Here is a 20,196-nt window from a genome sequence, read left to right on the forward strand (position 1 = left end):
CGGGGCCGAGTTCGTCGAGCACCGATGAGTTTTCCCGGCCGTCACCGTCTCAACTCCAGTCGACCGATCGTGACGGAGGTGGATCATGGCCAAGACGCTGTACTCCGCGACCATGTCGCTGGACGGTTTCATCGCGGGGCCGGGTGGTGACATGTCGTGGCTGAAGGAGCACATCGGCCCCAACCCGGAGGTCGCGGGGCTGATCGAGGAGATCGGCTCGCTGCTCGTCGGCAAACGCAGCTACAGCGGCGACGACCCGCACCGGGGCGATCCCGAGCGAGAGGGCAAGGCCTTCGGCGGCGGGTGGGACGGGCCGCAGTTCGTGCTCACCCACCACGCGCCCGCCGAGCCGGTGCCGGGGGTCACCTTCGTCGGGGACCTGGAGAGCGCGGTCGCCGCCGCGAAGGCCGCCGCCGGTGAGCGCTACGTCAACATCATCGGCGCCGACGTCGCCCGCCAGTGCCTCGAAGCGGGGGTGCTCGACGAGATCTTCGTGTTCGTGGTGCCGGTGCTGCTCGGCGACGGCGTGCGCCTGTTCGACCACCCTGGCGGGACCAACGTGAAGCTCGAACGCATCGGGGTGAGCCACGCCGAGGGCGCGACGAACCTGCGGCTACGCGTCGTCTGAGTCCCACTCCCACTGGATGCCGACGACCCCGGAGGTGCCGTCCGCGACGAGGATGTGCACGCCGTCGCGGTCGTTGAGCGGCAGGTCGCCGGTGATCCGCTTCGGGCTGTAGAGGTCGCCCCGCTCGTAGGACCGGCAGCGGGCGGGGCGACACTCCGGGTGGAAGCGGACCTCCATCACGTACTGCTTCTCGTGGTAGCGGAAGGCGTGCGCGAACTCCGTGCTGCGCCCGGGGTGGCTGCTCACCCCCTGGTACTCGAAGACCCACGTGTCGCCCGCGCGCAGCGTCTGGCCGAAGAGCAGCTCGGCGACCATGACCGGAGAGCCCGGGTGCCTGCGGACACGGCCCAGCTCGCAGTTCTCCAGCGCCAGCAGGCCGACCGACTCGCTCGAACTGTCCTCCGCGCCGAAGTAGCGGACCACGAAGCGGTCGACGCCGTCGCGGCGCGCGCGGATCGCGGTGCGGCAGAGGTAGTTGCCGAAGCGCCCGTGCTCGTCGAGCACCACGCGGTCGTAGCGGTTGAGCACGGCCAGGTGCTCGCCCTGGGTCTCGCCGAACTCCGCCAGCAGCTCGCCGAGCGGGCCGACGTGCTCGCTCAGCCGCTGCGGGGTCGAGCGCGCGAGCAGGGTCACCAGCGACAGCCTCGGCAGGTGCAGCACCTCCTCCAGCGCACGCACCACGTGCTCGGAGTCGGCGCGGCCGGGGCGGCTGTGCCCGTGCTGCCAGTTGCTGAGGCTGGAGAGCCCGATCGACACGCCGTGCCTGCGCAGGTGCGCGCGCAGGCGCTCCAGGGTCAGCCCGCGCTCCTTGATGGCCAGCCGCAGCGCCGCGTGGAACGGGCCGGTGCGCAGCAGGGCGCCGAGCTCGCGAGAACGCCCGGTCTGGGTCACGCCCGGGAGTCTAAGCCGATCAGCGGCCTCACACGCCGGTCTGTTGCGGAGGCGTGTTCTCCGGGTCGAAGCGCACGCGTGCGGGCCACCGCCGCAGCTCCTCCTCCGAGGGATCGCGCAGCTCCGAGTACACCTCGCGACCGTCCTCGACGGCATCGCCGAGCAGGTCCAGCGTCTGGACGTCGATCAGCTTCCAGTCGACCCGGCGCCCGTCGGAGTTGAGGTAGCGGCGCTGAACCAGGGCATGTCCGCCAGCATGCCACCGCCGCAGATCCTCCACTGTGGACGGTCAGTGGACCCACCCGGCGAAGTACTGCGCCCAGTCCTGCGGCGTGGCGGCGAAGTCGACGTAGACGGCCGCGCCGACCCGCCGACCCGCAACCACGCCGAGGCGAATGCCCTTCACGGCGGCGGTGACGGTCTCGGCGGCGGTGTGCATCGGGCCGTCGTGGTAGGCGGGGACGCCCATGAGCAGATCGACCTCGGGCGGCACGACCTGGAGCGCGATGCGGGTCTGCGCGCGGAGATAGCCGGTGTAGGCGGCCTCGACGGGAATGCCGGAGTCGTAGGACATCACGGCGATCTGGTCGACGCGCCGCGCCACTTCACCGATGTAGGTCGCCGACCACCAGTGCGGCTTTCCACGCAGCGTCTGGCCGACGAAGTTCGTTCCGCGCACAGGCTCGATCTGGTTGGCGGACACCGAAAGCACTTTTGCCCGCGACTTCGTCATCTCCCGCGCCGAAGAAAGGGTTTCCAGGAGATCGCGGTCGCCTTCTGGAACGGGCTCGAAGTTGTAGTGCACGCCGTCGAAGCCGTCGTCGAGCACCTGCCGCCCGCTTTCCACGATGCGCGCGCGGGTCGCGGGATCGGCGAGCTTCATGCGGCCCTCGTCGACGACGTTGCCGAGCCACGCCTGCACGCGGACGCCCGGCAGGGCTCGGTGGAGGTCCTCGACGAGCCCCCGCGCGGCCGGCCGGAGCGCGGGATCGAGCGAGCCGTCGTCGCGGAGCGGCCCGGAGTGCACGAAGAGGTCGCGAAACCGCGCTTCGCGGACGCGGGCCACGAGAGCGTCCACGTCGGAGCGGGAGCGCCGCCCGTCGACCCAGGCGTGCCCCATCCACAGCGCGTCGGTCCCGCTCGCGCGCTCGGCCGAAGCCAGGTTCTGCGCGATGAGCCAGCTCCCGCCGCCGGTCACCACGAGCACCGGCGCGAGCAGGACCGCGAGCACGACGACCGCGCGGCGCACGTGCAGCCGCACGACGACGACCACCCAGAGCGCGGCGACGCCGAGCAGGAGCACCACCCAGAGCACGCTGTCGAAGCCGAGCAGCACACGCGTTTCGAGCACGAGGGCGCTCAGCAGCACCGTCGCGAAGGCGAACGAGGTGATCCACAGGGCCTTGGGCACGAACGCGAACCTACCCGTGGACGGCAATCGCGAGGGATGTCCGCGAAACCCCTTCACGCCATGCCGCCGAACGGAGCAGCGCGGCGACAACCAGTGATCATCGGCCGGGGACGGCGAACCGCATCCGTGGACCTTTCCGGACACCACGGAGTGAATATCCATGCATTTCCCTGCCTCATTCGACAGTAAATATCGAGTCAATAACTGCTCTTGTGCGGAACTATTTCCGGCCCCCACGCTGTCCGACGGGCGATTCGATCCAGACAGGCTGAGTCGGGGCAGACGGCGGATCGCTCATTCGCGGAAACGCATTCCCAGAATGGAGCCGTCATGCGCCGCCGGAAGCATCGAACAACGAAAGCGCTCCTCTCCGTGGTCACCGCCTCGGTGGTGACCGCCGCACTGGGGGCGGTGCCGTCGGCGCACGCCGCCGATCCACCGACCGTCTCCGACCCGGGCATCGGCAAGATCGGGGTGGTCGAGACCTCCGGCGCGAAGAACGTCGCGATGAACAGCCAGAACTGCCTGGAGACCTTCACCACCGCCGCCAACGGCGACATCTGGCAGATCGGGCAGACCTCGCCGGGCTCGCGCTGGGGCCAGTGGACCAACCTGACCGGCGCGGCCGCGGGCAACCCGGTGATCGTCAAGAACGCGGACGGGCGGCTGGAGGCCTTCGTCAGGGGCACCGACGGCACGGTGCGCTACACCAGCCAGGGCACCGCGGGGCTCACCTGCGGCACCAAGTGGGAGACCGGCTGGAAGTCGCTCGGCAACAAGATCACCGGCGACCCCGCGGTGGCGCTCAACCCCGACGGCCGGGTGCAGGTGGTGGCGCGCTCGACCGACGGGACGCTGATCAGCCGCTGGCAGAAGGTCGCGGGCAGCCCCTTCACCGAGCAGTGGGACGGCACGGCGGGCCAGCTCGGCGCGCCGACCGGCACGACCATCGCGATGGAGCCGGTGCTGGAGGCGAACCTCCAGGGCAAGCTCCAGGTCTTCGCGGTCGGCGCGGACAAGAAGCTCTGGAGCCGGACGCAGAAGACGGTCAACGGCGTCAACGACTGGGGAGCCTGGACCGATCTGGGCGGCGAGTTCGCCGGGGTGCCCGCGGTGGGCCGCAACAACGACGGACGGTTGCAGATCTTCGGGCGCCGAGCCAACGGGCAGATCTGGTACAGCGCGCAGACCAAGGCGGACGGGGCGACCTGGGGTGCGTGGACCTCGATGGGCGGTGTGCTCAAGAACGACCCGGTGGTGGTCTCCAACTCCGACGGGCGCCTTGAGCTGTTCGCGAAGGCCGTGTCGGACGGCATGGTCGTGCACCGCATCCAAGGACAGCCCGGCAGCGTGGACACCTGGCGGGAGTTCGAGCGCCTGGGTGATCCCGGCACCGACAACCAGCTGATCGCCGCCCGCAACACCGACGGCCGCGTCGCGCTGATCACCAGGCAGGCCGACGGGCGGATGTCCGCCAAGGCGCAGAACGCGCCGAGCGCCCCGCCCGGCAACGACTGGAGCGAGTGGAGCAGCCTGTCCTCCGGCCCCTCGCCGTGCGCGGGGACGGGCGGGATGAACTGCCTGAGCATCCTCAACGTCGCGTCCAACCTGACGATCGGCCCGTTGGAGGAAGCGCGGGCGGACACCTACTACAACCTCCTGACGCCCAACGCGGCCAAGGAGAGCCAGAACTGGAAGCTGGAGTCGCGCGGCGGCGGCACGTTCCGCATCGTCAACCGGGCCGCCAACCGCTGCATGGACATCTGGTGGTCGGATCTGCGGATCTACCAGGAAGCGTGCAACGACAGCTCCAACCAGGTCTGGTACCTGGAGCCGGTCAAGCTGGGCAGCACCTACCTGATCCGGCAGAGCGACAACGGCAGCTGCCTCACCAAGATCGACATGGCGCCCGCCGCGAAGCTCGCCGACCACTGCGATTCCAGCGACACCAAGCAGCAGTGGCGGCTCGGCAAGAACAACGGTGACGCGCCGGGCACCGCCAACCTCGCCATCGACCGAGGCTTCGCCGAGTGCGCCGAGAGCAACGGCTCGTGCGACTTCACGCTGGACGGCACGACCAACACCGCCTACGTGGACACGATGAAGTGCCTGCCCACCACGGTGGTGCGCAACATGGCCAACGTCGACCAGACGGCGGTGCTCAACTACACCGAGATGACCGGGTGGCAGAACACCGTCGGCGGCTCGATCAGCGGAGAGAAGGAGACCGACCTGCTGATCAGCAAGCTCAAGGTCGCGATCACCGCCTCCTACTCCCACACCTGGATCGAGGAGCGCGCGGTGAGCGTCGGCGCCTACCTGGTGCTCAAACCGAAGCAGTACGGCTGGCTGGAGAAGGGCTACCTCACCAAGAAGGTCAGCGGGAACTGGTCCTTCGACGGGGCGCGCAGCGACTGGACCGTCGCCGGGCAGAGCGTCACGCGCGCGAAGGAGGGCACCGACCAGAAGAGCAGCTCCGCCACGGTCTTCCGGACCAGCATGACCCCGCCCACGACCTGCTGAGCACACCGCGGCCCGGCACCCGCCCAGGTGCCGGGCCGCTACGTCCACCCCTCTCCCCCGCGCCCACGCCCGGGTACGTCGACGGGGGCGGTGGGATGGCGGTCTACGCCAGGTGGAGCAGTGCTGACAGGATCGTTCATCTCGGCTCCCGCGCGGAGGTCGGGGCTGCCACCGTTTCACGGTGTGACGGTGCGCGATGTGGTGGTGCGGAAGGATTCCGCTGGTCCCGGAGTTCGGGGTGTCGTCCCGGTGGTGGCGGCGGTGGTGGCCGGGGTCGGGTTGGCGCTCCAGGCTCGGCTCAACGGGGATCTCGGCGCGCTCGCCGGAGACGGGATCACCGGGACGCTGGCGTCGACGGCCGTCGGACTTCTGCTGCTGCTCGCGGTGGTTCCCCTGCTCCCGTCCGGGCGGCGTGGGCTCGGCCGGATCCGCACCGCGGTGCGCCGCAACGAGTTGCGGTGGTGGCAGCTCTCGGGCGGACTGTGCGGCGCGTTGTTCGTGGCAGGACAGGGAATCAGCGCCGCTCCGCTCGGAGTGGCCGTGTTCACCGTCGCCGCGGTGGGAGGCACGGCGGTCGGCGGACTGGTCGTCGACAGGTTCTGGCCGGGCCCAGGTGGTCCGCGCCCGATCACGGTCGCGCGAGCGGTCGGTGCCGTGGCGTGCGTCGGCGCGGTCGCGATCGCCGGAGGTGGCGCGTGGGCGGGCGAGGGGACCTTGGCGCTGGTGGTGTTGCCGGTGCTGGCGGGTGTCGCGATCGCGGTGCAGTCCTCGCTCAACGGCAGGGTCGGCGCGGTCGCGGGGTCGCCGTGGCCGGCGACGCTGCTCAACTTCGTGGTGGCGACGGCGGGGCTCGGGATCGCGCTGGTGCTGAGGGTGGTGCTGACCGGGAGCTCAGTCGGACAGCTGCCGGGCGAACCGCTGCTCTACCTGGCGGGAGTGATCGGCGTCGGTGTGATCGCGGTGGCGACGCTCGCGGTGCGGCGCATCGGAGTGCTCGTCTTCGGGCTCGCCAGCGTGGCGGGCCAGCTCCTGGGCGCGGTGGCGCTCGACATGATCACCTCCGGCCCGCCGTCGACCGCGACGCTCATCGGCGTGGTGATCACCTTCGTCGCACTGGCCCTGGCGGCCCGCCGTTCCCGGTAGCGCCCGGGTCGGCACGTCTTCAAACCCCCCGAAAACCCCCACAGGGCCAGGGGTTTGCGGCGGTTGAAGACCTCCAGGCCGGGGGTTCGGTGTACTTGAAGACTGGTGAACTCCGCGCCACGCGGACTGCGGCCTGCGCGGCGGTTGCGGTAGCCGAACGTCCGGGATCGGCTCTACGGTGCCGGTCATGACCGAGTTCCACGAGCAGGACCTCAGCGGAGCGCTCTTCCAGCGCACGAAGCTCCGGAACGCCACGTTCCGGCACGTGGACTTCAGCGGCGCCGACGTGCGCGGCGCGCTCTTCCACGGGACGAAGATGCGCGGCGTCGAGCTGATCGACGTGGAGATCAGCGGGGAGCTGCGCAACCTGGTGATCAACGGCGTCGACGTCGCGCCGCTGGTCGACGCGGAGCTGAACCGCCGCATGCCGGAGCGCGCGAAGATGAACCCCAAGAGCGCCAACGACTTCCGCGAAGCGTGGCCGGTGTTGGAGCGGCTGTGGGAAGGCACGGTCGAGCGCGCGCGGCGGCTGCCGGAGGCTGAGCTGCACCGCAACGTCGACGGGGAGTGGTCCTTCGTCCAGACGTTGCGGCACCTCAACTTCGCCAGTGCCGCGTGGGTCGGGCGGATGGTGCTGGGCACCGCGTCGCCGTGGCACCCGCTGGACCTGCCGTGGGACGAGGCGCCCGGCTGGGACGGCATTCCCTGGGACCGCGAGGCCCGGCCCTCGCTGGAGGAGGTCCTCGCGGTCCGCCGCGAACGGCAGGCGATGGTGCGCTCGGTGATCGAGTCGCTGACCGACGAGCAGCTGGACTCCGAGGTGACGCGCACCGAACCGGGCTGGCCCCAGATGGAGAACTTCCCGTTCCGGGAATGCCTGTGGATCGTGGTGAACGAGGAGTGGGAGCACCGGCTCTACGCCGAGCGCGACCTGGCTGAGGACCCTGCTAGGGCCTGTCCTGTAAGTGGTTGAGCTGCGTATTCCGGTCACGGTGCCGCTGGGGGTCGGGGTGTCTTCAAGACCACCAAACCCCCTGTTGATCATCACCAACCGCCGCAAACCCAGCAGCCTCGCGAGGTTTGCCGTCGTTGAAGACCGCTGGGGCAGGGGTGTGTAGGTCTTGAAGACCGCCGAACCCGGCGACTTGCAGGACAGGCCCTAGGCCAAGCGAGCCGTGACGGGCAGCTCCTTGATGCCGTGCACGAAGCTGGAGCGCAGCCTGCGGACCGGTCCGGCCGGGTGGAAGCTCTCCACGCGGCGCAGCAGCTCGGCCAGGACCGCCTTCGCCTCGCCCCGGGCCAGGTGCGCGCCGAGGCAGAAGTGCGGTCCGATCCCGAAGGACAGGTGACGCTGCTCGCCCCGCGTGATGTCGAAGGCGTCGCCGTCGGGGATCACGTCCTCGTCCCGGTTGGCCGAGGCGTACATCAGCGCGACGCGTTCGCCTTCGCGCAGCCGCGCTCCGCGCAACGACGTGTCCCGGACGACGGTGCGCGCCATGTAGTTCACCGGTGAGGCCCAGCGGATGATCTCCTCGACCGCGCCGTCGAGCAGGCTCGGGTCGGCACGCAACGCCTGCCACTGCTCAGGGTGCTCCATCAGCGCGATCAGCCCGTGCGACAACGTGTTCCGCGTGGTCTCGTTGCCCGCGACCATGAGCAGCAGCGCGAAACCGGCGATCTCGTCGTCGGTCAGGTCTTGCTCCGCCAGCGTCGAGGTGCCCAGCGTCGACAGGATGTCCTCGCGCGGGTCGGCGCGGCGCACGGCAACGAGTTCCAGGACGTACTGGCGGAAGCGCACGACGATCTCGGCCAGCTCCGCCTGCGGCCGGGCGTAGTCCGGGTCCTCCGCGCCCATCAGCACGTTGCTCCAGCGGTAGAACAGCGCGCGGTCGGCCTCGGGCACGCCGAGCAGCTTGCAGATCGCCAGCAGCGGCAGCTCGGCGGAGACCTCCGCGACGAAGTCGAAGGTGCCCAGCCGCAGCGCCCGCCCGACGATGCCCTCGGCGAGCGCGCGGTGGTCCTCTTCGAAGCGCCGGACGATGCGCGGGGTGAAGCCCTTGCCGACGAGCGTGCGCAGGCGCCGGTGCTCGGGGTCGTCGAGGTTGATGAAGTTGCCGACGTCGAGCTTCTTCGCCGCGGCCGTGCGCTGGGCGCGCAGCGAGATCCCCTGAGCGGAGGAGAAGATCTCGGGCCGCGTGCTGATCGCGCGGACGTCCTCGGCCTTGGTGATCACCCAGGCGGAGTCCAGCAGGTGCGGGTCGGGGATGTCCTGGCGGTGGACGGGCGCGGTGCGCCGCAGGTGGGCGAGCTGGTCGTGCGGTACCCCGTCGGCGTACACGTGGCAGCTCAGCACGTCGATGTCAGCTGTTCGCATGGCCTCGAATCCCGTTGGTGTACAGGTGTTTCCGATGCTAGGCGGCGCCGCGTCCGCGTCCTAGGATCGCGCGGTGCAACCTTTGGTGCCTGCCTATGGAGCCGGTTCGCTGGCCGATGTGACGCCCTCGCTGCTGGCAGCGCTCGGCGTCCCCGGCGCGGTCGACGTGCTCGGCTTCGCCCCGACGCCCAAGGTGTGCCTGCTGCTGGTCGACGGCCTCGGCTGGCGGCTGCTCGCCGACCACGCCGCCGACGCGCCGTTCCTGTCCTCGCTCGCCGTGGCCGATCGCGCGATCACCTGCGGCTTTCCGGCCACCACCGCGACCAGCCTCGCCTCGCTCGGCACCGGGACCCCTGCGGGCGAGCACGGTTTCGTCGGCTTCTCCTTCGCCGCCGGGGACGAGCTGCTCAACGCGCTGCGGTGGCACCGGCACGGCGTCGCCGAGCACGTGGACCTGCGCTCGACGCTCATCCCCGAGGAGGTTCAGCCTCACCCGACCGTGTGGCAGCGCGCGGAGGCGGCGGGCGTGGCGGTGCGGCTGGTCGCTCCTCAGCTCCATCAGCGCAGCGGCCTCACCAGAGCCGTTCTGCGCGGTGGTGGTTTCCTCGGCACGGTCGCGCTCGGCGACCTGGTCAGCCGGGCGATCGGCGCGATGCGCGAGCCCGGCCGGGTGTTCTGCTACGCCTACCACGCGGATCTCGACGCGGTCGGCCACTTCTACGGCCCCGGCAGCGCGCCGTGGCGTCGGCAGCTCCGGTTCGTCGACCTGCTCGCCGCCTCGCTGGCCGAGGACATGCCCGCTGACAGCACGCTCGTGATCACCGCCGACCACGGCATGGTGGCGGTCGGCGACGCGGACAAGGCCGACTTCGACGCCGACGAACGGCTCAGCGAGGACGTGCGGCTGCTCGGCGGCGAGGCGCGCGTCCGCCACGTCTACACCCGCGCGGGAGCCACCGGCGACGTGCTCGCGCGGTGGAGCGCGGTGCTCGGCGACCGCGCGTGGATCACCACCCGGGACGAGGCGATCGCCAACGGCTGGTTCGGCCCGCACGTCAGCGACCGCGTGCGCGAGCGCGTCGGCGATCTCGTCGTGGCGGCGAAGGACTCGCTCGTCGTGGTCAGCTCTCGACGCGAACCGCACGTCAGCGATTTTCTGGGTCAGCACGGCTCGCTCACCGCCGAAGAACAACTGGTGCCCCTGCTCATCAAGGGCTGCGTTACCGTGTGAGACGTCCATCCGCGCATGATCTGTGCTGCACAACGCCAGGAGACCTGACCCCCGATGCTGGACCGAGCTGTCATCGACGCGCTGTTCCCCGCAGACCTCCCCGAGCCCCAGCACTGGGAACAGCAGTACCCGGCTCGCGAGCTGCCCGAGGGGGCCATGGTCACCCGGTTCGGCCCGTCGCCGACCGGCTTCGTGCACATCGGCGGGATCTACGTCGCCACCATCGACCAGGACATCGCGCGCCGCTCGGGTGGCCGCTACCTGGTCCGCATCGAGGACACCGACCAGTCCCGCGAGGTCGAGGGCGCGCTGGAGCAGTTCCGCCGCGCGTTCGAGTACTTCGGCCTGGCGGCGGAGGAGGACATCGACCTCGGCGGCGACTACGCCCCGTACGCGCAGTCCGAGCGCGAGCGGATCTACCTGACCTACGCGCGCGAGCTGCTGCGCGAAGGCCGCGCCTACCTCGACTTCGCCACCAAGGACGAGCTGGCCGACATCACCAAGCGCCAGCAGGCGCAGAAGGTCGCACCCGGCTACTACGGCCGCTGGTCGCTGTGGCGCAACGCCACCGCCGAGCAGGTCCAGGCCAAGCTCGACGCGGGCGATCCCTACGTCGTGCGCTTCCGCGCTCCCGAGGACGCCGGGCACCGGACCCGCTTCACCGACGCCATCCGTGGCGACATCGAGGCCGAGGCCAACCGCAACGACGTCGTCGTGCTGAAGAGCTCCGAGCAGTCCCCGCGCCTGCCCACCTACCACTTCGCGCACGCCGTCGACGACCACCTGATGCGCGTCAACCTGGTCATCCGCGGCGATGAGTGGATCTCCTCGGTGCCGCTGCACCAGCAGCTCTTCGCCGCGCTGGGCTTCGAACCGATCACCTACGCGCACATCGCGCCGCTGATGAAGCAGGAGGGCAGCAGCAAGCGCAAGCTGTCCAAGCGCAAGGACCCCGAGGCCGGTGTCGACTTCTACATCGAGGCCGGCTACCCCGCCGCCGCGGTGCTGTACTACCTGCGCGGGCTGGCCAACGGCCGCCTCGCCGAGCTGCCGCTGGAGCAGGCGCTCGCCGAGCCCATCCAGCTGGCCCACTGCGGTGTCGCCGGGCCGCTTGTCGACCTGGTGAAGCTCGACGCGCTCTCCGCCGACCACATCGCGACGCTGTCCGGCCAGGAGATCCTGGACGCCATGCTCGTGTGGTCGGCCCAGTTCGACCCCGAGCTGCGCAAGGTGCTCGACGCCGAGCCCGAGCTGGCGCTGCGCGGGCTCGCGGTGGAGCGCGTCGACGTGGAGAACCCGCGCAAGGACCTCCGCAAGTGGAGCGAGTTCCGCGAGGCCTACGGCTTCTTCTTCCCGCAGCTGCACGAGGCCGTGACCGGCGTGGCCGACGAGCGGATCACCGCGCTCGGCGTCCCTGCCGAGGTCGTCAGCGCGCTGGTGCGCGACTTCGTCGAGGGCTACCAGCAGCTGGAGGACGGGCAGGAGTGGTTCGGCCAGATCCGCGACCTGGCCGCCAAGCACGGCTTCGCCCGCAACGCCAAGGAGTACAAGAAGGACCCCGAGTCCTTCCCCGGCTCCATCCGCGAGGCCTCGCAGATCATCCGCATCGCCATCACCGGCTCCACCCGCAGCCCCGACCTGCACGCGATCACCCGGGCCATCGGCCAGGAGGAGACGCTGCGCAGGCTCGCCCCGCTGTCGGCGTAGTCCTCGCCCGGGGCGGCCGTCCACTGTGGACGGCCGCCCCGTTGTGGCTGGTCCGCGCCGCGCGGGCGTGACATGCTGCGGTCATGCCCGTCGACCCGCACCTCCTCGCGCTGTTCACGATGACCACCCTGGTCGCCATGCTCACGCCGGGCCCCGACATGCTGTTCGTGCTGGGCTGCGGCATCAAGGGCGGCCCGCGCGCCGGGTTGTTCGCCACCGCCGGAGTCGCCGTCAGCGAGGCCGTGCACGTGGCGCTCGCCGCCGTCGGCCTCGCCGCGCTGTTCGAAGCCGCGCCGACCGCGTTCACCGTCGTCCGCGTCGTCGGCGCCGCGTACTTGATCTACCTCGGCGTGCAGATGATCCGCCACCGCGGCGAGCAGACCCCCGACGTCGACGCCTCCGGCGGCGGGATGACCGCGCGCAAGGCGTTCCTCAACGGCCTGTTCACCAATCTGATCAACCCGAAGATGGTCACCTTCACCATCGCGTTCCTGCCCCAGTTCATCAGCCCCGAGCTCGGCCAGGTGTGGTTGCAGTTCGCCATCCTCGGCGCGATCCTCATCGCGCTGGAGTTCGTCGTCGACGGCACCGTGGGCGTGCTCGCCGGTCGCATCGGTGGCTGGCTGCGGCGCCGCCGCTCCGCCAAGCGCCGCATCGACGTCGCCACCGGCGGCATCTTCATCGGCCTCGGCGTCCGCCTGGCCGTCGACTAGGGCCTGTCCCGTAAGTGGTGGCGCTGTGCATCCCGCTCACGGTGCCACCGGGGGTTGGGGTGTCTTCAAGACCAGCAAACCCCGCTGCTGATCATCGCTAACCGCCGCAAACCCTGCTGCCTTGCGGGGGTTTGCTGTCGTTGAAGACGGCTGGGGTGGGGGTTGGGTGGTCTTGAAGACCGGCGAACCTGATGACGTACAGGACAGGGCCTAGCCCCTGAGCAGCGCGATGATCTCCTCGGCGATCACGTGGGGTTCGGTGACGGGGACGTAGTGGCCGGAGCGCCTGGCGATGACGTGGCGGCCCGCGGGCGATGAAGCAGCTCGACGAGCGTGGGCGGCGATGGCGGCCGAGCGCATCGCGGAGGTCATGCCGCCGCCGCTGAGCGCACCGGAGATCACGGTCAGCGGGATGTCCCCCAGCGCGGGCGGGTGATCGCGCCACGTGGCCAGCTCGTCGAGGAACGTCCTGGCCTGAAGCCGTTGTGTGCGAACGACTCCGGAGTGGAACGCCTCGCGAACGAGGTCCTGGCGCACGTCCTCGGGGATGCCCCGCAGCAACGAGCGGTAGGCGAACCGGAGCAGGCCGAGGCGCGCGAGCACGGCCCCGGTCCTTACCGCGAACCGCTCAGCGCGGCGGAAACCGCGCCCGAACAGGACATCGGCCGCCTCATCGGTCGGGTCGACGAGCACGAGCCCGGCGACCCGCGAAGGCCTCGCGGAAGCGGCGAGGCGGACGATCGGACCGCCCGCGCTGTGTCCTGCCAGCACGAACGGCCCCGGACCGAAGTGGTCGAGCAGCGCACCGAGGTCGTCGGCCATCCGGCTCAGCGTCCGGCCGCGCGGATCGGGCCCGCTGCGGCCGAGCCCGGAGCGGTCGTACACGATCGCGCGAGCGTGCTCCGCGACGAGCGGCTGCACCCCCGCCCACGACGAGCGGGTCGCGGCGGCTCCGGCCTCGAAGACCACGGTCGGCGCGATTCCAGCACCAGAGCTGGGTCCGGGCAGCACCATCGCGTGCAGCCGACGCCCGTCGGGCAGGGGCACCCACTCCGACGTGCCCTGCGTGTGCGTCATGAGCTGATCCGCCAGTCGGCGCCGAGGACGGTGGCCTCATGATCGCGCGCACCGAGCCCGCGCATCATCGCGCCCTGGATGCCGCGCGCCATCAGACGCCCACCCCGGCCGCTGCCAGCTCCGCGATCATCTCCGCGACCGGACGCCCCGGCGGGCACACCTCGACCAGGCCTCTGATCGAGGCCGTCAGCAGCAACCGCACGTACTCCGGGCGCTCGATCTGCGGCAACGTCGTCGGCGCTCTGCCAAAGCGGTCGTCCTTGGCCAGCCTGTCCACCACCGCCTCGCGCTCACGCGCCAGCCCGTCCGCGTCCTCGGCCGCCGCGCTGTTCTCCTCCGAGGCCGTCATCGCGATCGTCAACGAGGCAACCGCCCCGCTCAGCACGATCGCCGCGTCCGGCGCGTAACCCCTGCGCCCCAACGCTTCCACCTCGAACGCCAGCAACCGCTGACCGCTCTCCCCGCGCGGGAACAGCAGTTGCAGGTAACCCACCACCCCGGGGTGGCGCAACGCGAACTCCCGCATCTGCATCGCGAAGGACAGCAGGTGCTTGGGCACGTCGTGCTCCGGGTCATCGCGCAACCGCAGCTCCGCCAGCACGCTCTCGCCGACCAGCCGCTCCAACCCCCAGCGCCCGTCCACGTGCCGGTACAGCGCCGTCGAGCTCACCCCGAGCCCGGTCGCGACCGCCTTGACGCTGAGCCTGCGCATGCCCAGCTCGCGCCCCACCCGCACGATGTCCTGCACCGCGATCCTCGCCGGACGACCACCGACCGCACGCGTCACCCCAGCCCTCCCCCGCCCAGTAAGTTACCGGGTGAAACTAAGGCTCGCCTTACTGCACTGTCAAGCACGCGAGCCCCTCACCGGCAAGGGGCTCGCGCTCACCAACGAGAATCAGCAGTGGCCGGCCGGGTAGGCGGTGATGACGTCGTTGTTCTTGGTGTCGCTGGTGACCACCCGGACGACCTTGCGCCCGACCTCCTTGTTGCTCTGGAGGTTGACCAGGATGATGTTGCGCGAACGGCACGTCTTGCCGCCGTTGGACGTGTTCTTCTCCGGGGTCTGCATGGTGTGGTGGATCGCCAGGTGCGCGATGTCGCGCCAGTTCTGGGCGGTACCGAAAGCCATCACCTCGAAATCCTTCATGTGGCGCTTGAGAATGTGGCGGTAACCGGCGTTCTCCGTACCGCAGCGCAGCGCGGCGCCGAGCGGGTACAGGTGGACGATCTTGCTCGCCGAGTCGCCGATGCCGCACGGGGCCCACGGCGGCGGCTGAGCGGGGGCCTGGCCGGGGGCGGCGACCCACGAAAGGGCGCCCGGGGCGGCCTGTGCCGGCATGGTCACCGAGACGATCGACACCGAGGCGGCGAGCACGACGGCGACGAGGGAGCGCACTGCGCTCATGGTGATTCCTCACTATCCCTGGTCCAACTGGAGCAAACGGGAGAAAAGCACCAGCGAATCGCCTCGTGCAACGCGGCACAGATCAGCGCCTTTGTCACCAAGGAATCTGTGCGGCGGTACAGTGACCGCGTGGGAAGGGTTTCGGCCGCGATGCGGGTCCAGCTGCTGCTGGCCCTCTTCCTCCCTGCCCTCTTCGTGCTCCTGCCCGCGGCGGGCGGCAACGGCTCGCTGGGCCTGGCCACCGCGCTGACAGCGGGCATCGCGGCCGCCTTCGCCGTCGCGATCGTGGTGTGCGGGCGCCTGGAAACGGCCGTCCCGATGCGTGTGCGGGCGATCAGCCTGCGCGAACGCGCCCGCCTCGCCGACTTCATCCGGCTGCGCGACCCCGACGCTCCGGGCCGCCCCAAGCCACGAGCTCCGTCGTTCGGGACCGCGACCGCCTGAGAAACACCCGGCGGTCGTCTCGGTCTGCCCGAATCACGACTCGCCCTCAGGGAGCGTCCCCTTGTTCGACTTCATCCTCTACCCGGTTTCCGCCGTGCTCTGGTTCTGGCACCTGGTTTTCGGCGCCGTTTTCAGCCCGGCCAGCGGAATCGCCTGGGTCCTCGCGATCGTCTTCCTCGTCTTCACCGTCCGCGCCCTGCTGATCAAGCCCGCGCTCAGCCAGCTCCGTTCGGCCCGGCGCAACCAGAAGCTCGCCCCGCAGATCAAGAAGATCCGCGAGCGCTACCGCGACGACCAGCAGCGCATGCTCCAGGAAGTCCAGAAACTGCACGCCTCCGAGGGCACGAGCGCCTTCGCGGGCTGCCTTCCCGCGCTGTTGCAGATCCCCGTCTTCTTCAGCCTCTACTGGGTTCTGCGTGGTTTCACCCCCGGCGCCCAGTCCAACCACGCCTTCGACAGCGCGGGCGTGACGTCCTTCCTCAACGCCGACGTCTTCGGCGCGAAGCTCGGCAACTGGATCAGCCAGCCGCTGGCCGACCTCGCCGCGTTCGGCACCGACCGCGCGCACATGATCGCCGTCGGCGTGCCGCTGATGGTGCTCGCCGGCCTGGCCACGTTCCTGTCGATGCGGATGAGCGTGCGCCGCCAGGAGAACCCCAACCCGCAGCTCGCCACGATCACCAAGGCGATGACCTACCTGGCGCCGGTCGGCATGCTCACCTCCGGGCTGTTCTTCCCGGTGCCGATCGGGGTGCTGCTGTACTTCCTGGCCACCAACGCGTGGACCTTCGGCCAGCAGCAGGTCCTCACCTGGTTCGTCGACCGCGAGGAAGCCGCGGTGCGGGCGGCGAAACCGAAGGTGCTCGGTCCCCGGCCTGGGCAGAAGCCGAAGCGCTGACGTTTCAGCCGGATTTCACCGCCCCTGGTTAGCGTCCCGCCGTCGCTCGCAGGCCAGAGGAGAAGCGTTGTCACAGCAGGATGTCCAGACCCCGATGAAGATGATGTTCATGGCCGGGTTCGTCGCCGCGCTGGTCGGACTGGGCTTCCTGCTCAGCAACGGCCCGTCGGTCGGCTCGGCGCTCGCGGTGCTGGCCGGAGCGGGGTTGGTGGCGGCCTCGATCCGGCTCCGCAACGCCGCGCTCGACCAGCAGCTCTACCGCGCGGTGCGCCCGGCGGACCCGACCGCGGTCGCCGCGCTGTGGGGCGGGCTCGTCGGGCTGCTCGGGCTCGGCGCGCTGTTCGGCTGGCTGTTCGAGACCCAGGGCGGGGTGCTCACCGTCGCGCTCTGGCCGCTCGTCATCGCCTGGTACCGCAAGCGCCGCACGGCCTTGCAGGTGGACGCCACCGGCGTCAACGTCGGCGGCGTCCCCGTGCCGTGGAACGAGGTCGCCGAGCTGGTGGTGAGCGATCCCCTTGCGGGGCGAGCGATCCACGTCGGGGCGCGGCTGCACTCCCGCGCCCCGGTCCAGGTTCTCGCCCAGCACAGGGGTTTCGACCTCACGCGGCTCACCGCGATGGTCGGCAAGCACGGCCCGCAGGGCGTGCGCGTCGTGGTCACCGGAGCGCGCTGAGCTCAGCTGTGGCGCGTGTGCTCAGGACCGGCGGACGACGATGTCGCCGTAGGTGGTCTTGGCTTGCACCTCAACGGTTTCGCTCGCCCCGCCCGCCGACGCGACCTCAGCGAGGGAGTTGCGCACCCGGCCGAGACCGGTGCTCAGGTCGAGCAGCGCGGCGGTGCCCTCGCGGATGCCGACCTCCAGGTCTCCCGCCGCCGTCTTGATCACGACCGCGCCGCGCACCACGTCGCCGACGCGGACGGTGCCGTTGGACGTGGTGGCCTCGACGCGGTCGCCGAGCGCGTGCTCGACGGTGATGTCGCCGTTGGCCGAGCGCACCCGCACCTCGCCGGTGACCGTGCCGATCTCGGCGTGCCCGTTGGAGGTCTTCACCGTCCCGGTCCCGTCCAGCTCGCCGATCTGGATCTTGCCCGCGCCCGTGGTGATCTCGGCGCGGCCCGTGACCCGCTCCACCGAGGCGTGCCCGGCCGAGGTCTCCAGCCGCAGCGCCCCGGTGCGGTCCAGCCGCACGTGCCCGGCGGCCGTCTTGACCTCGCAGGTGCCCAGTTCGCCCGTCGAGGTGATCTCGCCGAGCGCGACGTCTCCCTCCAGCCGCGAGCCGGTCGGCAGCTGGACCGACACGTCGACGGAGCGGGTCTTCTTGGACAGGCCCAGCATCGGCGATTTCGGCCCGGTGATCACGAGCTTGCCATCGGCGTAGTCGACCCGCGTCTGCTCGGCCGCCTTCACGTCGGAGGCGTCCTCGGGATTGCTCGGCGCGATCTCGACAACGGTGTCCGCCCGGTCGCTCGCCGCGACCCTGATGTCACCGACGCTGATCTTGATCGTGGCGGAAATGGCTTGGGGCGTCTCGAAAATGGGCATGGCGAATCCCCTCGTCGTGCTCGGTGGGCATCCCCGCAAGCAGGGGGATGCGTGGGAAAGAAAAAGGAGGAGCGGTTAGCGGACCCAGCCGGTGTAGCGCTGGGCGCCTCGCGCGACGCGCGGACCGGCGTGGTGTTCGCGGTCCGGCTGCCGCAGCGCCGTGGAGGCGATCCGGCCGAGCCAGGCGTTGACCGAGCGGCCCTCCTTGGCGGCGGCTTCCTCGATCGCGGACTTGAGCTGCTCCGGCAGGCGGAAGTTGATCCGCGCCGTCGCCGCCTCTTCGGCCCCCAGCACGGGCTCCTCGACCTCGGAGCCCGGCGCGGGGCTGACAGGCTCCTCGGACGGCGGCGGCGTGACCACGAAGTTCGGGTCGCGCCCCCGCATCCGCAGCTCGACCGAGCCGGGCGCGAGGTCGCGGGTGATCTCGTCGGCCGCCGCCGAGAGCGCCTCCAGCAGCGTCAGCCGGATCGCCGACTGCAACGACACCGTCATGCGCTCGACCACCTCTTCGGCGTCGCGCCCACTGCCTTCGACGAGCACCGCGAGCTCTCGCCCGAGGCCCTCCACATACGAGCTCAAGTCCATGGCACCACTATGGCACGCCTGACGGCGCCATCGCAAGCCATCATGGCGCCACATTGGCGCCATCTGGCGTTTTCGCTGGTCAGGCAGATTCCCAGCGTGGGGTCGGCTTGACCTGGGGCCCCTCGCGCGTGCCGGAGTGGGCCGGACGGGCACGGTGAAGGATCACCGGCCCACGCGGGCGAGCGTATGGCACGCGCGCCCCAGGTAAAGCCGACCGTTGAGCTGGCGACTCACGTTCCAGCCCCCCCGGCCGTAGCCGACGCCACCGTCCAACGCCCCGTAGCGCGCGTTTCGCGCGCATGCCAAATACGCCCTCCCCTCCTGTCATCGCGCGTGCGCCTATCTCCTGAGTCGTGGGTCGACCCGGATGTTGCGCCGAGGCTTCTGCTCCGGATCCACCCACGGTGGCGGAATGAAGTCCGGCCGCCCATCCTCAGCGAAGACGATCTTCCAGTCCTCCTGGTGGATCACATGGTGGTGGTGCGAGCACAGCAACGTCATGTTGTTCAGGTCCGTCGGGCCTTGATGCTTGGTCCAGTACAAGACGTGATGAGCCTCGGTCCACGCCGGAGGCCGATCACATCCCGGGAACGCGCACCCCTTGTCCCGCACCGCCAACGCCCTCCGCAGAGGCGGGGGCGCTGTCCGCGTGGTGCGCCCGTAGTTCAGCGGAACACCCTCCTCATCCACCGTCACCGGGATGACCTCGGCATCACAGGAGAGCTGTCGGATAAGTGTCGCGGTGGCTTCACCGTCCCAATCCGTGTAGCCGCATCCGGTCTCGTCCCGGACATCCTCCGCGCGGATCGTGACCACGACCTGAGGTCGCACCCCGCCACTGGCCGGGAGATCCTTCGTAGCCATCGCGACCGTGATCAACTCACACAAGCCATCGGCATAGCGCTGCTCGGTGGTGCGTGGATCCTTCTCACCCCCAACAGGGCGCGGTTTGGAGACCGCGTGCAGGGCTTCCTCGACCATCGCACCCTCCAGGGGCGGGAGGCAGCCGGTGAACATCAACCACCCGTGCTGGTTCTTGCTCATCCGCCACGACCGGGCTTTGACGCCGTCCTGCTCGTCCTTGAACGCACCATCCTGATCAAAGTACGACCGGACCCGTTTGCCCGCATACATCAACTCCTGCGGAGTCATATCCGGGGCGTAGTCCAGCAGCGTCTCCTCAGCCTTCTCAGCGACCTCAGCGGGGATGTTCTTGATGACATCGGAAATGATCAACGCATGCTCACCACTGAGCACCCCGGAGTACACCGCCTCCCGAGTCAACGGCACGCGCGGCAGGTCATGCACCAACTTCGCACGACGCACCGCCTCACCCGGAGAAATCTTCAAGTGCGACCGCAGCAACGTCGACAGACTCCTGCACCCTTGCGAGGTGTGCAGGCCACGCTCCTCGGCGTGGCTCGCGGCATCAGTTTTGACCGCTGCCACCAGATTCGAGAGCTTCTCCAGATCCGCAAGGAACTTCAGGTGCTGTTTCTCGGAAAGCGTATAGACGTCGTGTGCTTGAAGATGATCTAGCAAATGTGTCTGGAGTTCTGAGATATCCAACATGATTACACCTCCCTCCTGTTGGCTACCTCCAATTTTACAACGTTCTCT

20 protein-coding genes are annotated in these 20,196 nt (G+C 69.9%); 10 read left to right on the plus strand and 10 right to left on the minus strand.

The window, feature by feature from the left end; all coding sequences use genetic code 11:
- Positions 1 to 85: 85 nt before the first annotated feature.
- Positions 86 to 628 carry a dihydrofolate reductase family protein gene (locus ABD798_RS26530; protein WP_344880179.1) on the plus strand — a complete coding sequence of 181 codons (543 nt, stop codon included), beginning with the start codon at positions 86 to 88 and terminating at the stop codon, positions 626 to 628.
- Here ABD798_RS26530 and ABD798_RS26535 read toward each other — a convergent pair.
- Genes ABD798_RS26535 through ABD798_RS26545 form a run of 3 tightly spaced genes read right to left on the minus strand, consistent with a single transcriptional unit; the run spans position 614 to position 2,930 of the window.
- Positions 614 to 1,519: a hypothetical protein gene (locus tag ABD798_RS26535; protein ID WP_344880182.1), complete on the minus strand. Its 906-nt coding sequence runs from the start codon at positions 1,517 to 1,519 to the stop codon at positions 614 to 616. The genes ABD798_RS26530 and ABD798_RS26535 overlap by 15 nt on opposite strands.
- Positions 1,520 to 1,547: 28 nt before the next feature.
- Positions 1,548 to 1,799 (minus strand): hypothetical protein, encoded by a 252-nt coding sequence (locus ABD798_RS26540; protein ID WP_344880185.1) that lies wholly within the window; start codon positions 1,797 to 1,799, stop codon positions 1,548 to 1,550.
- Between the two features lie 9 nt (positions 1,800 to 1,808).
- Entirely contained in the window at positions 1,809 to 2,930 is a 1,122-nt protein-coding gene (locus ABD798_RS26545) for a glycoside hydrolase family 18 protein (RefSeq protein ID WP_344880188.1), read from the minus strand.
- A 330-nt stretch (positions 2,931 to 3,260) separates the two neighbouring features.
- On the opposite strand from ABD798_RS26545, the gene ABD798_RS26550 reads away from it, so the two are divergent.
- The 3 genes from ABD798_RS26550 to ABD798_RS26560 all read left to right on the plus strand — a co-directional run bounded on the left by ABD798_RS26550 (position 3,261) and on the right by ABD798_RS26560 (position 7,569).
- Complete coding sequence (locus ABD798_RS26550) at positions 3,261 to 5,453, plus strand: DUF8189 domain-containing protein (RefSeq protein WP_344880191.1); 2,193 nt, start codon at positions 3,261 to 3,263, stop codon at positions 5,451 to 5,453.
- 183 nt (positions 5,454 to 5,636) lie between these two features.
- The gene (locus tag ABD798_RS26555) at positions 5,637 to 6,596 is read left to right on the plus strand and encodes a DMT family transporter (RefSeq protein WP_344880194.1); all 960 of its coding nucleotides are present in this window, start codon (positions 5,637 to 5,639) and stop codon (positions 6,594 to 6,596) included.
- A 187-nt stretch (positions 6,597 to 6,783) separates the two neighbouring features.
- A complete protein-coding gene (locus ABD798_RS26560; protein ID WP_344880197.1) occupies positions 6,784 to 7,569 on the plus strand; it encodes a DinB family protein in 786 nt (261 codons plus the stop codon).
- A gap of 186 nt (positions 7,570 to 7,755) precedes the next feature.
- Here the strand turns inward: ABD798_RS26560 and ABD798_RS26565 are convergent, their stop codons facing one another.
- Positions 7,756 to 8,970, minus strand: coding sequence for a cytochrome P450 (locus tag ABD798_RS26565; RefSeq protein ID WP_344880200.1), 1,215 nt, complete (start codon positions 8,968 to 8,970; stop codon positions 7,756 to 7,758).
- A 73-nt stretch (positions 8,971 to 9,043) separates the two neighbouring features.
- Between ABD798_RS26565 and ABD798_RS26570 the strand changes: the two genes are divergently transcribed.
- From ABD798_RS26570 to ABD798_RS26580, 3 genes are all read left to right on the plus strand, one after another.
- On the plus strand, positions 9,044 to 10,201 hold the full coding sequence (locus ABD798_RS26570) for an alkaline phosphatase family protein (RefSeq protein ID WP_344880203.1): 1,158 nt from the start codon (positions 9,044 to 9,046) through the stop codon (positions 10,199 to 10,201).
- A 54-nt stretch (positions 10,202 to 10,255) separates the two neighbouring features.
- A complete protein-coding gene (locus ABD798_RS26575) occupies positions 10,256 to 11,908 on the plus strand; it encodes a glutamate--tRNA ligase (RefSeq protein WP_344880206.1) in 1,653 nt (550 codons plus the stop codon).
- 83 nt (positions 11,909 to 11,991) lie between these two features.
- Positions 11,992 to 12,621, plus strand: coding sequence for a LysE family translocator (locus ABD798_RS26580; RefSeq protein WP_344880209.1), 630 nt, complete (start codon positions 11,992 to 11,994; stop codon positions 12,619 to 12,621).
- Positions 12,622 to 12,831: 210 nt separating this feature from the next.
- Here ABD798_RS26580 and ABD798_RS26585 read toward each other — a convergent pair whose 3' ends face one another.
- The 3 genes from ABD798_RS26585 to ABD798_RS26595 form a co-directional block, all read right to left on the minus strand.
- Positions 12,832 to 13,698 (minus strand): alpha/beta fold hydrolase, encoded by an 867-nt coding sequence (locus tag ABD798_RS26585; protein WP_344880212.1) that lies wholly within the window; start codon positions 13,696 to 13,698, stop codon positions 12,832 to 12,834.
- 91 nt (positions 13,699 to 13,789) lie between these two features.
- Positions 13,790 to 14,485 carry a TetR/AcrR family transcriptional regulator gene (locus ABD798_RS26590; protein WP_344880215.1) on the minus strand — a complete coding sequence of 232 codons (696 nt, stop codon included), beginning with the start codon at positions 14,483 to 14,485 and terminating at the stop codon, positions 13,790 to 13,792.
- A 111-nt stretch (positions 14,486 to 14,596) separates the two neighbouring features.
- The gene (locus ABD798_RS26595; RefSeq protein WP_344880218.1) at positions 14,597 to 15,106 is read right to left on the minus strand and encodes a hypothetical protein; all 510 of its coding nucleotides are present in this window, start codon (positions 15,104 to 15,106) and stop codon (positions 14,597 to 14,599) included.
- 129 nt (positions 15,107 to 15,235) lie between these two features.
- Here ABD798_RS26595 and ABD798_RS26600 point away from each other — a divergent pair, with 129 nt between their 5' ends.
- From ABD798_RS26600 to ABD798_RS26610, 3 genes are all read left to right on the plus strand, one after another.
- Positions 15,236 to 15,550, plus strand: coding sequence for a DUF6412 domain-containing protein (locus ABD798_RS26600; protein ID WP_344880221.1), 315 nt, complete (start codon positions 15,236 to 15,238; stop codon positions 15,548 to 15,550).
- Positions 15,551 to 15,611: 61 nt separating this feature from the next.
- Positions 15,612 to 16,448 (plus strand): membrane protein insertase YidC, encoded by an 837-nt coding sequence (yidC, locus tag ABD798_RS26605; RefSeq protein ID WP_344880224.1) that lies wholly within the window; start codon positions 15,612 to 15,614, stop codon positions 16,446 to 16,448.
- 67 nt (positions 16,449 to 16,515) lie between these two features.
- Positions 16,516 to 17,121, plus strand: coding sequence for a hypothetical protein (locus tag ABD798_RS26610; protein ID WP_344880227.1), 606 nt, complete (start codon positions 16,516 to 16,518; stop codon positions 17,119 to 17,121).
- 21 nt (positions 17,122 to 17,142) lie between these two features.
- Here ABD798_RS26610 and ABD798_RS26615 read toward each other — a convergent pair whose 3' ends face one another.
- The 3 genes from ABD798_RS26615 to ABD798_RS26625 all read right to left on the minus strand — a co-directional run bounded on the left by ABD798_RS26615 (position 17,143) and on the right by ABD798_RS26625 (position 20,148).
- Positions 17,143 to 17,991 (minus strand): DUF4097 family beta strand repeat-containing protein, encoded by an 849-nt coding sequence (locus tag ABD798_RS26615; RefSeq protein WP_344880230.1) that lies wholly within the window; start codon positions 17,989 to 17,991, stop codon positions 17,143 to 17,145.
- A 75-nt stretch (positions 17,992 to 18,066) separates the two neighbouring features.
- Positions 18,067 to 18,576: an Arc family DNA-binding protein gene (locus ABD798_RS26620; RefSeq protein WP_344880233.1), complete on the minus strand. Its 510-nt coding sequence runs from the start codon at positions 18,574 to 18,576 to the stop codon at positions 18,067 to 18,069.
- A gap of 339 nt (positions 18,577 to 18,915) precedes the next feature.
- Positions 18,916 to 20,148: an HNH endonuclease signature motif containing protein gene (locus ABD798_RS26625; protein ID WP_344880236.1), complete on the minus strand. Its 1,233-nt coding sequence runs from the start codon at positions 20,146 to 20,148 to the stop codon at positions 18,916 to 18,918.
- Between the last annotated feature and the right edge of the window lie 48 nt (positions 20,149 to 20,196).

Origin of the sequence: Allokutzneria multivorans (assembly GCF_039537405.1) — a bacterium.
GTDB lineage: Bacteria > Actinomycetota > Actinomycetes > Mycobacteriales > Pseudonocardiaceae > Allokutzneria > Allokutzneria multivorans.

What these genes read in the sequence shown, in the direction of transcription:
- ABD798_RS26595 (WP_344880218.1), bottom strand. Translation starts at nt 15,106, where the DNA reads ATGAGCGCAGTGCGCTCCCTCGTCGCCGTCGTGCTCGCCGCCTCGGTG.
- ABD798_RS26585 (WP_344880212.1), bottom strand. Translation starts at nt 13,698, where the DNA reads ATGACGCACACGCAGGGCACGTCGGAGTGGGTGCCCCTGCCCGACGGG.
- ABD798_RS26625 (WP_344880236.1), bottom strand. Translation starts at nt 20,148, where the DNA reads ATGTTGGATATCTCAGAACTCCAGACACATTTGCTAGATCATCTTCAA.
- ABD798_RS26575 (WP_344880206.1), top strand. Translation starts at nt 10,256, where the DNA reads ATGCTGGACCGAGCTGTCATCGACGCGCTGTTCCCCGCAGACCTCCCC.
- ABD798_RS26580 (WP_344880209.1), top strand. Translation starts at nt 11,992, where the DNA reads ATGCCCGTCGACCCGCACCTCCTCGCGCTGTTCACGATGACCACCCTG.
- ABD798_RS26560 (WP_344880197.1), top strand. Translation starts at nt 6,784, where the DNA reads ATGACCGAGTTCCACGAGCAGGACCTCAGCGGAGCGCTCTTCCAGCGC.
- ABD798_RS26530 (WP_344880179.1), top strand. Translation starts at nt 86, where the DNA reads ATGGCCAAGACGCTGTACTCCGCGACCATGTCGCTGGACGGTTTCATC.
- ABD798_RS26550 (WP_344880191.1), top strand. Translation starts at nt 3,261, where the DNA reads ATGCGCCGCCGGAAGCATCGAACAACGAAAGCGCTCCTCTCCGTGGTC.
- ABD798_RS26620 (WP_344880233.1), bottom strand. Translation starts at nt 18,576, where the DNA reads ATGGACTTGAGCTCGTATGTGGAGGGCCTCGGGCGAGAGCTCGCGGTG.
- ABD798_RS26565 (WP_344880200.1), bottom strand. Translation starts at nt 8,970, where the DNA reads ATGCGAACAGCTGACATCGACGTGCTGAGCTGCCACGTGTACGCCGAC.
- ABD798_RS26615 (WP_344880230.1), bottom strand. Translation starts at nt 17,991, where the DNA reads ATGCCCATTTTCGAGACGCCCCAAGCCATTTCCGCCACGATCAAGATC.